The sequence below is a fragment of the Candidatus Francisella endociliophora genome (assembly GCF_000764555.1).
Classification (GTDB): Bacteria; Pseudomonadota; Gammaproteobacteria; order Francisellales; family Francisellaceae; genus Francisella; species Francisella endociliophora.
The window spans coordinates 1,831,970-1,846,072 of record NZ_CP009574.1 but is presented as its reverse complement, the minus strand read 5'-3'; the positions used below and the strand labels follow the sequence as shown (position 1 = coordinate 1,846,072).

The window sequence follows — 14,103 nt, the reverse complement described above, 5'->3', positions numbered from 1 at the left end:
ATTACAAAGCTTCTGGTTTTAGCTATTAAGCCTATGTATAAATTTTAATATAATTCCTATTCTTATAGTAAGCAAACCTGTGCTAAATACTATTATTTTCCAATCTCCTCTCTATTTAGAAAATTATTTTCACTTTAGAAGCTATTCTTTATAAAATTCAATAACTAAAATAAACAATATATAAGAGATTTCTGGAGATAAAATGACAAAACAACAAAAAGGTGTATTCTATGGATTATCCATAGGAATTATTTTATCAGTTGCTATTATTTTCGTTGGGTCTATGTGCGATTTTTTTCATCTTAGCAATGTTGATAACAAACTCTCAATAGCCTTCAAAGCTTTACTTGCTCCTGGTATATGCTTAATGGTTGCAATTGCCAGATTAGCAAAACACCGTTTCTTTAGTGCTGAAGATATAAATGGTAGTGGACTCACTCAGGGAACACAAAAAGCTAAAGTGCTACAAGCATTAATACAAAATACATTAGAGCAGCTAGTTATTGCTTTTGTAGCATATTCTTCATGGTCTATAATAATGCCTTCACTAACCATGTCGACTATATTTTTTGCTGGGATTGTATTTGTCATTGGTAGGATACTATTTTTCACGAATTATAATAAAGGTGCTGGAGCTAGAGCACTAGGTTTCACTCTGACATTTTATCCCTCTGTAATTATGATAATAGTAGCTTTGATATATCTTATTGTATAAAATAGAGCTAATTTATTTTTTAATATTTAAAATCTTAAATGAAAAAAACTTCTCTAATTATAGCAACCACTATCACATTAGGTAGCTGTAGCTGCTCTTACTTTAATGATTCTTTAACTAAAAATCACATTCAAAAGCCAAAAAGCTCTATTGTCTATCAAGTGACCCCAGAAAAACCAGATATAAGCCCTAATGCCATATCACCTCTTTCAAATAGAAACGTTGGTAATATTCAAGGAATTGCTGATTATTTATCATCGGCTTTTCTAACTCGTCATAAAGACGAAAATAGTGAAGATGGTTATCTAACAGCTTATCAAATTACTTATGTAACCAATACTCCTAAATCTTTTGGTACCTATATTCGCTGCAACCATGATGAACAAGGCATATATCACTGTAACCCTAGAGATACCTATACTTGTAAAGAACAAATCTGTAAAGGAAAAGATGATTATTCACAATGTATGAAGAACTGCCCAGCAATAGGAAGTTCAGATCAAATTGGTGCTGGTTGGATTAATAAAGACCTTGATGACCCTGTAATGTATTTCTCATTACCACAACAAGCAGAATGTAGTGAAAATCAACATATTGGTAATGATAACTGTACTTGGAAAGTCACTAAAGACTTAGGTAGCATAGGGTTAAAAGAAATTTTAGATAAAGGCCTAATCTTGAAACCTAAAACAAAAGAATCTAGTGATGAGAAACAACTAAGAGTTGAGAAAAATACAGAAATATTAAAAGAGATTTTAAAATCTCACAATATTAATTAGCTATAGCTATAGCCTCTATTTCAATACGTACATTTCTTGGTAATCTAGAAACTTCAACACATGAACGAGCTGGATAGTTTCCATCAAAAAAGCCATTATATACTTCATCGATAACTTTAAACTCAGCCATATCTTTGATAAAAATAGTCGCCTTAACTACTTTATCCAAACCTGAGTCAGCGGCTTCTAAAACTGCTTTTAAATTTTGCATAACTTGAGTAGTTTGTTCTTTAATACATTCTCCAGCCATTGTACCGTCAGCTTTTAAGCCTATTTGACCAGAGGTATAAACCATATTACCTACTTTTATAGCTTGTTCATAAGAGCCTATTGCTTGTGGTGCATTTGTTGTATTAATCTTTACTTTTTCCATTTTTAAGCATCCCTCGCTACTTTATAAGTTGGATCAATTTCCTCAAACACACAGTATGGTCCAGCATTTTTTAATACTTTACGACAATCTTCACTTAGATGTTTGAGTATTACCTTTTTACCTAAATCTAAATATTTTTTAGTAATATCATCAATAGCCTCAGCTCCTGATATATCCATAACTCTAGAATTAGCAAAATCTAAAACCACATTATCAGGATCAAACTTACTATCAAATAGGCTCTTAAAAGAGTTTGTTGACCCAAAGAATAATGGTCCAAAAAATTCATAAACTTTAGTATTCTCATCTTCTCTATGAGTTCTAGCGTGTACTTGAGAGCTCTTCCATGCAAATACTAAAGCTGAAATTATCACACCAGAGATCACAGCAATTGCTAAGTCAGAATAAACAGTAATAGCAGTTACAGCAACAAGTACAAACTTATCAGAGTTAGGCATATAGCGGATACGATTCATACTTTCCCACTCAAAAGTATTGATACACACCATAAACATAATACCTGCAAGCACCGCAACTGGAATATACGAAATATACCCAGATAATGCTACAACAAAAGATATTAATAAAAGAGCTGCCGTAAGTGATGACAATCTACCTCTACCGCCATTTGTGAAGTTGATGATAGACTGACCAATCATAGTACACCCTGCCATACCACCAAAGAAGCCACAAGTAATATTACCAACACCTTGAGCTATACATTCTTGATTACCACTACCACGCTTATTATCCATCTCATCAAGAACAGATAGTGTAAGTAATGACTCAATTAAACCAACTAATGCAACAATCACAGCATACGGTAATACAACAAGAAAAGACTCTATAGTTAGATGTATGTGAGGTATTGCAAAACTTGGGAAAGCTCCTGAAATATCAGCTAAATCACCAACATTCTTTGTATCAACTTTGAAAATTACCACAATTGCTGTAATAGTTATAATAGCAACTAAACCAGACGGTACTTTATCTGTAAACTTAGGCAAAAAGTAAACAATTAGCATTGTAAACCCAACAAGTGCATACATTGTCACACCTTCTCCTTTAAACAAAGGAATTTGTGCCAATGCAATCACTATCGCAAGACCATTTACAAACCCATACATCGCTGGTTGCGGAACTAATCTGATTAACTTACCTAAGCGAAGAAGTCCAATACAAATTTGTATCACACCAGCCATAATCGCACATAACAATATATACTGCAGAATATAGCTACTTAACTCGCCTGAAGCAGTTAACGAGTGAAGCATCTCTGGAGAGAGAGACTGTTTGACCTGTATTCCAAGCCCAACCAAAACAACTGCTACGGCACCTGTCGCTCCTGAAATCATACCTGGTTTACCACCAATCAAAGCTGTGATTAAACCAAGTATAAATGCTGTATATAAACCAACTGTGGGCGATACTCCAGCAATAACTGAAAAGCCAATAGCTTCAGGAATAAGTGCTACTGCAACGACAAAACCTGATAGAACATCAGCTTTGATATTTTTTCCAACAAAGTTTTCTTTGTAGTTTAACAATTGAAACCCTATTTTTTTGTATATATAAACTAAGGCTATAAAGATAACATAAAAGTAAAGACTATTTAAGTAGAATTAAAAGTTTATAAAGCAATATAAAATAGTTGTGTCAATAACATATTTAACATAAACTAAATAAATGATTTTTCTTCCAGGAAAAGACAAGCCAATATGAACTTTCTAAAACCAGCAAAAGCACTACCATTACTTGCAAAAGAACAGATACAAAAAAAATACCCGCATTGGCGACTACGAATGTTTTTGGTCGCTTATATTGGCTATTTTACTTATTACTTTGGTAGAAGTAGTTTTGATGTTTCAAAACAATATATAACAACTCTTAATCCAGATCAGTTAGGGTTAATTGGTGCAGGTCTTGGTGTAGCTTATGGTTTTAGTAAGTTCCTAATGGGAAATATCTCTGATAGAAGTAATGCTAAAATATTTCTAGCTATAGGGCTATTTATAACAGGATTAATAAACTTATTATTACCAAGCTTATTATCTATGGGCGTGCTAATAATGTTTATAGCTATGTTTATTAATGGCTGGGTTCAAGGTATGGGCTGGCCTGCTTGTGCACGTATTATGACACATTGGTTTTGTGTCAATGAGCGCGGTACTAAGATGGGAATTTGGAATACCGCTCATAATGTGGGTGCTGGATTCCTAGCTATTGCGGTTGTTCCTATTGGATTGTTTTTATTTCACGATAATTGGCATGGTCTTTTTTATGTTGCTGGAGCAATGTGTATAGTTATAGCTATCCTAACATTGATCTTTGGAGCAGATACACCACAATCAGTTGGTTTGCCAGCAATAGAGGTTTATAAAGGATATGCAACTGCCGATGAGTATCATGAGAAAGAGTTTTCTGCAAAAGAAATATTCTTTAAGTATGTACTAAATAATAAATGGGTTTGGATGATTGCTACGGCAAATGCTTTTGTTTATTGTGCTAGATATGGAATGTTAAGCTGGTCTACATACTACTTAGTACAGGTCAAACACATGTCTGCTACTACGGGGCTTCTTGGTTTTGCTTTATTTGAGCTACCAGCTATCCCAGGTACTATAATTATAGGTTGGCTAACAGATAAATACTTCGGCAGCAAAAGAGCTCCTATGAGTGTAATCTGTATGGCTCTTTTTGTTGTTGCTCTGATCATATATTTTCATAGTAATACTGGATGGGTATTGTTATTGTCACTATCTGCTATGGGGATTCTTATTTATGGTCCAGTAGCTTTGATTGGAATATTAGCATTAGATCTAGTTCCTAAAAAAGCAGGCGGCACAGCTGCTGGCTTTGTTGGATTATTTGGTTATTTATTTGGTACAGTTGGAGCACAAGCAGTTATCGGAATTATTGCAACATATTTTGGTTGGAATGCCGTGTTTGTATTTCTTCTAAGCTCATGTATTATTGCAACTATACTACTTGCAATATGTTGGAACCTCAAAAATACAAATGTCTATAACTAAAAACATCTTAATCACAGGAGCAAATGGTGGCATAGGTTCTGCAATTGCTCTTGAGGCTGCTAAAGCTGGATATAATGTTGGCCTACATTACCACTCAAATAATGAAAATGTCCTAAAGCTTCAACAACAAATCATCAAAAACAATGGTAAAGCAGTATTACTAAAAGCAGACATCTCAAAAGAGTCTGATATTACTGCAATGTTTGATAAATTTACGCAAGATTTTGGATCTTTAGATGGATTGATAAATAATGCTAGCACTATTTTTCCTAGTTCTCGCTTAGAAGATATGAGCACTGAACGGCTGGAGATAATATTCAAGATTAATGCGATAGGGAATATCCTTTGTGCTAAACATGCGATCAAATATATGTCCAAAAAGCATGGACATGATGGTGGTAAGATTATAAATATTTCATCAGCAGCATCAAGAATAGGTTCTGGTAATGAATATGTTGATTATGCTTGTACAAAAGGAGCTATTGATACTCTCACAAGAGGGTTGGCTATTGAGTTAGCAGATGATGGAATCTTAGTTAATTGTATTCGCCCAGGTTTTATATATACAGATATTCATAAATTATCTGGAGATCCAAATAGAGTTGATAAAATCAAAGATAAAATTCCTCTAAAACGTGGAGGCTATCCAGAAGAAATTGCTAGTGCCGTTATATGGCTTCTATCTAAAGGCGCTAATTATTGCACAGGAACCTTTATAGATATTGCAGGCGGTCGATAATAGTAAATGACATTTACTATATCTTAACTCAATAACTAATAATATTACTGAAAGCTGGTTAATATAAACAGTGTATACCATAGCTTTTTAAATCCAACATTACAACGATAATATACATCATAGATAAGAATGTAGTAATTTAACCTACAGCCTCCCCTTAATAAATACTTTAGATAATTTTTTAATTTGCACTTTTTTATACCCTTTTATGAGAAGAAAGAACCTTTATGATATAAGCTGTTATAAACCTATTAATTCTATAAGAAATATTTATCTACCTAATAACTAATTACTATTTGACTCAACTTATATTTATAAAATAGAATGACGTATAAGCCTTAAACTATGTAAATGGCTTAAAGGTTCATACATGGATCATTTTATTCGATCTTAGTATGAAACTGGTCTAACTTATACAGAGGAAATTATTATAATGCTGAAAAAAATAGTTACAGCTTTAGGAATGTCTAGTATGCTTCTAGCAACAAATAGTGCTATGGCTGATGACAAAACAACGGAAACTGCTACACCTCAAAGTGTAGATTTATCTCCATTACGTAATCTAAATAAATTAGATAGCCCAATGGGACCTAACTATAGCTATCATGAAGCTTTTAAAAAGCTTGATACTGAACAGCTTAAAAAAGATATGCAAGATCTTTTAACACAATCTCAAGATTGGTGGCCTGCTGACTTTGGTAATTATGGTCCATTCTTTATTAGACTATCTTGGCATGATTCAGGAACTTATAGAATATTTGATGGTAGAGGTGGTGCAAACCGTGGTCAACAAAGATTCTCTCCTCTAAACAGCTGGCCTGATAACGTTAACCTTGATAAAGCAAGACAGCTTCTATGGCCGATTAAGCAAAAATATGGTAATGCAGTATCTTGGTCTGACTTGATTGTATTAGCTGGTACAGTTTCTCTTGAATCTATGGGTATGAAGCCAATTGGTTTTGCATTTGGTAGAGTAGATGACTGGCAAGGTGATGATACAAACTGGGGATTATCTCCTGAAGAATTAATGTCAAGTAACGTAAGAAATGGTAAGTTAGAAACTCCATATTCTGCAACACAAATGGGCTTAATCTATGTAAACCCAGAAGGTCCAGATGGTAAACCAGATGTTAAAAAAGCTGGTGATGCAATTCGTCAAGCATTCGATGGTATGGGTATGACTGATAAAGAAACAGTTGCCCTAATTGCTGGTGGTCATACATTTGGTAAGACTCATGGTGCTGTTCCTGCTGATAAGATAAAAGAAGATGTTGGCCCTGCTCCGGATAAAGCTCCAATTGAACAACAAGGTTTTGGCTGGCACAATACTTATGGTACTGGTAATGGTGATGATACCATGGGTAGTGGTCTTGAAGGTTCTTGGACTGCTTCTCCTACTTACTGGAATCATGATTTCCTAACTAATTTATATAACTTAAATTATGAAAAAACTCTATCTCCAGCAGGCGCGCATCAATGGGAAGCTACTAATGCTAAAGAAGATAATATGGTTCCTGATGCTCAGAAACCTGGAGTTAAACATAAGCCTATAATGTTTACTACAGATTTAGCATTAAAAGCTGATCCTAAATTTAACAAATATGCTGAAGAGTTCTATAAGAATCCTAAAGAATTCAAAGAAGAGTTTGCTAAAGCTTGGTTTAAACTAACTCATAGAGATATGGGTCCTAAATCAAGATATATGGGTCCTTGGATTCCTAAGCAAAACTTTATCTGGCAAGATCCTGTACCAGCTGCTGACTACAAGCAGGTATCTACTCAAGATATAGCTCAACTTAAACAGAGTATCATCGATTCTGGTTTAACAAATCAAGAGCTTATCAGAACAGCTTGGGATGCGGCATCTACATTCCGTAAAACAGACTACAGAGGTGGTGCTAATGGTGCGAGAATTGCTCTAGCTCCAGAGAAAGATTGGCAGATGAATGAGCCGGCTAAACTTGAAAAAGTAATAGCTAAGCTTAAAGAAATCCAAGCTAACTTCAACAACGTTAAAACTGATGGTACTAAAGTATCATTAGCTGACCTAATCGTATTAGGTGGTAATGTTGGTGTTGAGCAAGCTGCTAAAGAAGCTGGTTACGATATAGAAATACCATTTGTACCAGGCAGAACAGATGCTACTCAAGAGCAAACTGATGTTGACTCTATCAACTACTTAAAAACTAAGAATGATGGTTTCATAAACTACACAGATGGTAGCCTAGCTTCTGATAAACTACCTCAAGCATTAGTAGAAAAATCTAGTATGCTTAAGCTAAACATACCTGAAATGACTGTATTAGTTGGTGGTCTTCGTGCTCTAAATGTGAACTATGATGATTCTCAAGAAGGTGTATTAACAGCCACTCCTGGCCAGCTTAATAACAACTTCTTTGTAAACTTACTAGACATGTCTACAGAGTGGAAAAAAGGTGATAATGGTGAGTATATCGGTGTAGATAGAAAATCAGGTGATCAAAAATGGACTGCATCTTCTGTAGATCTAATCTTTGGTTCAAACTCTGAGCTTAAAGCTGTAGCTCAAGTTTATGCTGAAAATGGCAATGAACAGAAGTTTGTAAACGATTTTGCTAAAGCATGGCATAAAGTTATGATGCTTGGCAGATTTGATGTTCAAAAATAATTATTTCTTTTCAACCTAATCTCATTAAGAGAATTAATTTCTATAAATCATTATACCTTCTAAAAAGATTAAACATTATAAATTGAATACTGATTATTTTGATAAATAACATTATAATTTAAAGCAATTTATAAACATATATCCAAGCTATGTCAAATCAAGATATCGAATATGATTTACAACAACTTATACTAAGTAAAGAATTCTCTTCCCAAAATGATATGTGTAATATCCTATATCAACTTGGTTATAAAGTAAGCCAGTCAAAAGTAAATAGACTACTAAAAAAAGTTGGGGCAATTAAGGTAAAAAACAGCAAAGGAATTCTTGTTTATAAAATCCCTAATGAACCGGCACCTCCAATGATAACAGACAATATAGGCTCCTTAATAACAAGCATAAAAGCTAATGAAGTTATGGTAACTATTGAAACAGCTCCTGGTTCAGCACAACTTATAGCAAGAGTACTAGATTACAATAAAAAAAGTTTTGAGATAATTGGTATAGTCGCTGGTGATGATACTTTATTTATATCACCATCAAGCATTAAGAATATAAATAAATTACAAAAAAATATAGAGAACTTTCTACTTTCAAAATAACTTAGCTAGTGATGTTTTATTTATCTTTTTCTTTACTACCACATAAGCATCTCGAAAAGACAAGCCGTCTTCAACTAGCTTATAAACTTCTTCTGTAACATATAAGTCTGAAGTCATAGCTTCATTTAATTTATCAGAATGAACTTGTAAATTCGCCACAACAATACTAAATAATAAAGTAGTATCTTCTATAAGCTCTATTGCTTCAAAAAAAGGAGCTTTTGTTAATTGGTAATCACGATTATATCCACTAGGCACCCCATCAATAATATTAGTAATCTGCTGTAAGTAACCCTGATATAACTTTGCATTACCACGCATAATTTCAAATAAATCATAATTACGCTTCTGTGGCATTATTGAAGAGCCAGTTGTAAATGAATTACCTAAGCTAAAATAACCAAACTCTGACATCGTAAACAGCATCATATCATTAGCAAACCTAGAATAAATATTCATTGAGTTTGATAAAGATTGTAATACTAGTTTTTCAAAATATCCTCTTGAGAAAGCACAGTATATCGGATTATCTTGAGATTTCCCAAAACCTAATTTTTCAGTTGTATAACCTCTATCATGCTTAAAATTTTCGATACCAAATCCTGATGCAGACCCTAGAGGATTTTGATCAATAATTTTGGTAGTTGCAGATATTAAAAGCAGAGAGTCTTCTAATCCATCAGCAAAAGAACTTAACCAAGTTGAGACAGTCGTTGGCATTGCTTTTTGCATATGAGTGTATCCTGGCATAGGAATATTTGAATTCTCACTAGCTTTTAGTCTTAAACATGAAACATTATCTTTAATAGATTTTTCTATCTCATGAATCTTTTCTTTCATAAAAAGACGTAGCATTACTAATGATTGATCGTTTCTACTTCTGCCAGTATGTATCTTTTTACCAACATCACCATAGTGAGTACAAAGATATTGTTCAATAGCTGTATGCCCATCTTCTTGATCTTGAGTTATTTCAAATTGACTTTTTTCTAATAGATCATTTATCTCAGTAAGACCTTGTTGTAATAACGCAAGCTCATCTTCACTAAGTATATTGACTTTATGCAACATCTCAGCATGAGCTAGACTAGCTTGTAAATCATATTTTAAAAGCTTTTGATCAAGTATATAATCCTGGCCAACAGTGTATTTTTCAACTATTGGTAAGAGTTTATCAGTAGACGTTTGCCAAAGTTTTTTACTCATAATATTACTAGTTTTTAGTTTTTTGAATTGAATAAGCAGTACGTTGAGCCAAACTATGAAGCTCTATAAATCCAGCTGAAGCATTATGATTAAATAAATCATCTCCTGCATCAAATGTTGCTAGTTCAGGCTTAAGCATAGAAAAAGGCGATTCTACTGCAACTACTTCTATATTACCCTTATATAAAGTCACTGTCACTTTTCCAGAAACTTTTTTATTTTGCTCTTCTATAAAAGCAAAAATATTATTCATGACTGGATTATACCATTGAGCTTCATAAGCAAGATATGCCCATTTATTATCAATAAAAGATTTTAATTCATTTTCTTGACGAGTTGAAACCAACTGCTCTAACTTCTTATGCGCAGCTATTATAATACTAGCTCCAGGATTTTCATAAATCCCTCTAACCTTTAAACCAATTAATCTATCCTCTATTAAGTTAAATACACCAACACCATGCTTGCTACCTATTTCATTACATTTCATTATAAGTTTAGCTAGAGGCATAATCTCACTATCTAACTGAGTAGGTACACCTTTTTTAAAATCTAAAGTAATTGTCTGGGACTCTGCTAGTGCATTTTCTGGGGTCTTACACCATTGTAATATATCTTCTTTTGGTGCAATAAGTTCTGAATGTTCAATTTCACCACCCTCACCAGTGTTACCCCACATATTTTCATCATACGAATAAGGTTTATCCTTTTGCTGTTTCACTGGGATTCCATGCTTTTGGGCATATTCTAATTCTTGTTCTCTTCCCATTCCCCATTCTCTCACAGGAGCAATAATTTTTAAATCTTCATCCAAAGTTGTTATATAACTCTCAAAACGAACTTGATCATTACCTTTACCCGTACAACCATGAGCGACTACTTGGCAATTATATTTTTTAGCCATTTCCACTGCTATTTCAGAAATTATAACTCTACCAAGTGGAGTAGATAGAGCGTAACCTCCTTGATAGTCTGCATTTGCTTTAATAGCCTTACTTATAATCTCATCTGCAAACAGATCTTTGGCATCATAAACAACGGCATCAACAGCTCCTAAAGTTATTGCTTTTTGCTTTATTTGTTCTAGATTATCAGCTACTTGTCCGATATCAATTGTCAAAGCAACTACTTCAACTTCATACTCCTCTTGTATCCATTTCAACATTACAGATGTATCTAACCCACCAGAATATAGTAATAAACAACGCTTAAAATCTCCTTTTTTAGCTTCATGACTTGCAACTTTTTGATACTCTTTAGACATATATCACCATATCATTTTTAGAATAATTATTCATAATATCAGCAAAATAATCATATATAAATACTTAAATATCATATTTTTGAATAATTATTCAAAAATATAGCCTCAAACACATCAGTAATACTATTGCATATAAAATCATTTGATCTAATATGTAACTATATAAGTATTTATTTTATTAAGTTTCATATGCCTATTAATCTATATCATGAGAATGACTACCTAAGACAAAATAACAACATTGCAAAAAAAGAAAACTTCTCGCCTTTTAGAAGAGACTATGCAAGAGTTGTACACTCTTCATCTTTTCGCAGACTGCAAGCAAAAACACAGATTTTTCCAAGCTTTGAAAATGACTTTTTTAGAAATAGGCTTACACACTCACTAGAGGTTGCTCAGATTGCAAAATCCATCGCTGTAAAGCTTAATGCTGAAAATGAACTAAATCTTGACTATGATTTAATTGAAACAGCCGCACTTTGTCATGATATTGGGCACCCTCCTTTTGGGCATAATGGTGAAGTCGCTCTTAATAAAAAAATGCGAGAATTCGGTGGCTTTGAAAGCAATGCTCAAACTCTACGACTAATATCTCATACTGCAAAAAAAGATGTCGATCAAAAACAAAGCTTTGGACTTAATCTTACCTACAGAACACTTGCAGCAACTATTAAATACGATAACCTAATTCCCCCTATCAGTGATCTGGGTAAACTAACCAAAGGCTACTATCATGAAGAGTCAAACCTCATTAATGATATTAAACAAAAGCTCTTAAAACCTTATAATGCAACGACTTCAACAGAAGATTTTAAAACTATCGAATGCTATATAATGGATGTTGCTGATGATATTGCTTATTCAACTTATGATGTTGAAGATGCCCTCAAGGGTGGTTTTATAGATCCACTATCAATGGCTAGTATAGATGATGGACTTTTGAGTAAAATCTACAATGCTATGCCCTCTGATTTAGATATCACAAAAGATGATATTAAAAACATCCTGAAGGATATTTTTTCTGATTATATAGATTTTAATAGTGATTGTCGTGATATTTATAAAATATCCAAAAACATTGCTAACAATAGTCTGCTACGTACAAAACTTACTTCTAAACTTGTAAACAGCTGCATCCAAAATATTGAAATAGATATAAATCAAGACATCCCAATAATTTCAAAAGTATATCTTAACAATGAGATCCGCAAGCAGGTAGAAGTTCTAAAAAAATATATTTTATTTAAGATTATCAAATCGCCAAAACTAAATGTACTTAGATATCGTGGTCGTGAAATAATTTCTGAAATTTTTGATATCTTAATTAGCTCAAATCCGAATGAAAGTCTCCTACCTGACGATATTGGTGCTATCTTTTATAATACATATAGCGCTCAAGGCAAAGCTAGAATTATTAGTGACTATATTTCATCAATGACCGATAGATATATTATCGAATTATATAATCAGTTTAAGTCTGACCCGTCGTCTATGATATTCAAACCTTTTTCATAAACCAACTGGATGCTGCTATTCCAGCAAGAGAAATTGCTCCTGCAAATATAATCATATATGCAGGAATCAGTAAACTACCTGTCTCTCTAATTAAAAGTATTGTTAATGCTGGCACACCTGCTGAAAATACCAAATACCCAAGATTATAAGCTATTCCATATCCTCTACATCTATATTCTAATTTAAAAAAGTTAGTAATAATCACATTATATGTTGATGCAAAGAAACCCATAATTATAGACAATATAATAAAACAAACAAATACATGCGTACCAATTATCAGGTTTTTATAAAATATAGGAGCTATAGATATACTAATAAGTATTAACAATGCCATCATCTTAGGCTTAGAAACATAATCACTGATAAATCCACCTACTAGACAGCTTATAGCCATTATAATTGATCCTATCAAAAGTAAATCTGAAACATCAAAACTTGAAACAATATACGTCTGATGAAAAGCTGGTAAAAACATATATAACTGTGTCGTAAGCATTGCTATGCAAGCAACTAGAGCTATGCCTATTAGAATTTTAACTATTACTGTTGAGTTTTGTGAACGAGATTTTTCCAATGTTTCTGTTACTTGAGGAAGATCTACAATATTCTTACGTAAGAAAAATAATATAAATGTAAAACATGCTCCAATTAAATAGCCAATTCTCCAACCATATTCACTAACAAACTCTTGACTAGTAAAATGATTTAAAACAAATAAAACTAGAGATGTCATCATTATTCCAATACTAAGACAACAAAAAACCAAACTTGTTACTAGACCTTGCCTTTTCGGATAATTCTCTACAATATAGACAACCGAAACAGGAATTTCAGCACCTACAGCTAACGACTGTATACAACGTAAACCAACAAAAAGTAATGTTGCAGCAACACCTATAGTTTCTATAGATGGTAAAAATGCTAAAACAATAGTAGAAAAAAATAGTAACATCATGTTTAAGCGCAACACAAATGCTCTACCCTTTTTATCTGCAATATAGCCAAATCCCCAAGCCCCTAAAGGACGAATCAGGTAACCTACTATATAAACTAAAAACACCAATAAGGTATTACTAACAGAACTGCTTTCATCAAAAAATTTATTACCAATAGTTACAGCAAATACAGAATATATTGCCAAGTCATAATACTCAAAAGCTGCTCCTAGAGTAGAAAAAAGAAGTCTTTGATATTTTTTCATTTATAAATAGTTCTGTTAAAGTTTGTA

Annotated in this window: 12 protein-coding genes; 7 read left to right on the top strand and 5 right to left on the bottom strand. The window is 33.0% G+C overall.

What is annotated here, in order from left to right; genetic code table 11:
* Window positions 1-202: 202 nt before the first annotated feature.
* Both QI37_RS09045 and QI37_RS09040 read left to right on the top strand, forming a co-directional pair.
* Entirely contained in the window at window positions 203-715 is a 513-nt protein-coding gene (locus QI37_RS09045; RefSeq protein WP_040010478.1) for an MAPEG family protein, read from the top strand.
* 38 nt (window positions 716-753) lie between these two features.
* A complete protein-coding gene (locus QI37_RS09040) occupies window positions 754-1,494 on the top strand; it encodes a hypothetical protein (RefSeq protein WP_040010477.1) in 741 nt (246 codons plus the stop codon).
* Here QI37_RS09040 and QI37_RS09035 read toward each other — a convergent pair.
* Window positions 1,487-1,867, bottom strand: a complete 381-nt coding sequence (locus QI37_RS09035; protein WP_040010476.1) for a RidA family protein — start codon at window positions 1,865-1,867, stop codon at window positions 1,487-1,489. The two genes, QI37_RS09040 and QI37_RS09035, sit on opposite strands and share 8 nt — an antisense overlap.
* Window positions 1,868-1,869: 2 nt before the next feature.
* Window positions 1,870-3,414, bottom strand: coding sequence for a SulP family inorganic anion transporter (locus tag QI37_RS09030; protein WP_040010475.1), 1,545 nt, complete (start codon window positions 3,412-3,414; stop codon window positions 1,870-1,872).
* Window positions 3,415-3,585: 171 nt separating this feature from the next.
* On the opposite strand from QI37_RS09030, the gene QI37_RS09025 reads away from it, so the two are divergent.
* From QI37_RS09025 to QI37_RS09010, 4 genes are all read left to right on the top strand, one after another.
* Complete coding sequence (locus QI37_RS09025) at window positions 3,586-4,899, top strand: MFS transporter (RefSeq protein WP_040010474.1); 1,314 nt, start codon at window positions 3,586-3,588, stop codon at window positions 4,897-4,899.
* Entirely contained in the window at window positions 4,886-5,638 is a 753-nt protein-coding gene (locus QI37_RS09020) for an SDR family oxidoreductase (RefSeq protein WP_040010473.1), read from the top strand. The genes QI37_RS09025 and QI37_RS09020 overlap by 14 nt, the downstream gene beginning before the upstream one ends.
* 433 nt (window positions 5,639-6,071) lie before the next feature.
* Window positions 6,072-8,285 (top strand): catalase/peroxidase HPI, encoded by a 2,214-nt coding sequence (katG, locus tag QI37_RS09015; protein WP_040010472.1) that lies wholly within the window; start codon window positions 6,072-6,074, stop codon window positions 8,283-8,285.
* Window positions 8,286-8,434: 149 nt separating this feature from the next.
* Window positions 8,435-8,887: an arginine repressor gene (locus tag QI37_RS09010; RefSeq protein WP_040010471.1), complete on the top strand. Its 453-nt coding sequence runs from the start codon at window positions 8,435-8,437 to the stop codon at window positions 8,885-8,887.
* Here the strand turns inward: QI37_RS09010 and argH are convergent.
* Both argH and QI37_RS09000 read right to left on the bottom strand, forming a co-directional pair.
* Window positions 8,879-10,093: an argininosuccinate lyase gene (argH, locus tag QI37_RS09005; protein ID WP_040010470.1), complete on the bottom strand. Its 1,215-nt coding sequence runs from the start codon at window positions 10,091-10,093 to the stop codon at window positions 8,879-8,881. The genes QI37_RS09010 and argH overlap by 9 nt on opposite strands.
* Window positions 10,094-10,100: 7 nt before the next feature.
* The gene (locus QI37_RS09000; protein ID WP_040010469.1) at window positions 10,101-11,357 is read right to left on the bottom strand and encodes an argininosuccinate synthase; all 1,257 of its coding nucleotides are present in this window, start codon (window positions 11,355-11,357) and stop codon (window positions 10,101-10,103) included.
* A 189-nt stretch (window positions 11,358-11,546) separates the two neighbouring features.
* On the opposite strand from QI37_RS09000, the gene dgt reads away from it, so the two are divergent.
* Window positions 11,547-12,872 carry a dGTP triphosphohydrolase gene (gene dgt, locus QI37_RS08995; protein ID WP_040010468.1) on the top strand — a complete coding sequence of 442 codons (1,326 nt, stop codon included), beginning with the start codon at window positions 11,547-11,549 and terminating at the stop codon, window positions 12,870-12,872.
* Here the strand turns inward: dgt and QI37_RS08990 are convergent.
* Complete coding sequence (locus QI37_RS08990) at window positions 12,856-14,076, bottom strand: MFS transporter (RefSeq protein ID WP_040010467.1); 1,221 nt, start codon at window positions 14,074-14,076, stop codon at window positions 12,856-12,858. The two genes, dgt and QI37_RS08990, sit on opposite strands and share 17 nt — an antisense overlap.
* Between the last annotated feature and the right edge of the window lie 27 nt (window positions 14,077-14,103).

What these genes read in the sequence shown, in the direction of transcription:
- QI37_RS09020 (WP_040010473.1), top strand. Translation starts at nt 4,886, where the DNA reads ATGTCTATAACTAAAAACATCTTAATCACAGGAGCAAATGGTGGCATA.
- argH (WP_040010470.1), bottom strand. Translation starts at nt 10,093, where the DNA reads ATGAGTAAAAAACTTTGGCAAACGTCTACTGATAAACTCTTACCAATA.
- QI37_RS09040 (WP_040010477.1), top strand. Translation starts at nt 754, where the DNA reads ATGAAAAAAACTTCTCTAATTATAGCAACCACTATCACATTAGGTAGC.
- QI37_RS09025 (WP_040010474.1), top strand. Translation starts at nt 3,586, where the DNA reads ATGAACTTTCTAAAACCAGCAAAAGCACTACCATTACTTGCAAAAGAA.
- QI37_RS09000 (WP_040010469.1), bottom strand. Translation starts at nt 11,357, where the DNA reads ATGTCTAAAGAGTATCAAAAAGTTGCAAGTCATGAAGCTAAAAAAGGA.
- QI37_RS09045 (WP_040010478.1), top strand. Translation starts at nt 203, where the DNA reads ATGACAAAACAACAAAAAGGTGTATTCTATGGATTATCCATAGGAATT.
- dgt (WP_040010468.1), top strand. Translation starts at nt 11,547, where the DNA reads ATGCCTATTAATCTATATCATGAGAATGACTACCTAAGACAAAATAAC.
- QI37_RS09035 (WP_040010476.1), bottom strand. Translation starts at nt 1,867, where the DNA reads ATGGAAAAAGTAAAGATTAATACAACAAATGCACCACAAGCAATAGGC.
- katG (WP_040010472.1), top strand. Translation starts at nt 6,072, where the DNA reads ATGCTGAAAAAAATAGTTACAGCTTTAGGAATGTCTAGTATGCTTCTA.
- QI37_RS08990 (WP_040010467.1), bottom strand. Translation starts at nt 14,076, where the DNA reads ATGAAAAAATATCAAAGACTTCTTTTTTCTACTCTAGGAGCAGCTTTT.
- QI37_RS09010 (WP_040010471.1), top strand. Translation starts at nt 8,435, where the DNA reads ATGTCAAATCAAGATATCGAATATGATTTACAACAACTTATACTAAGT.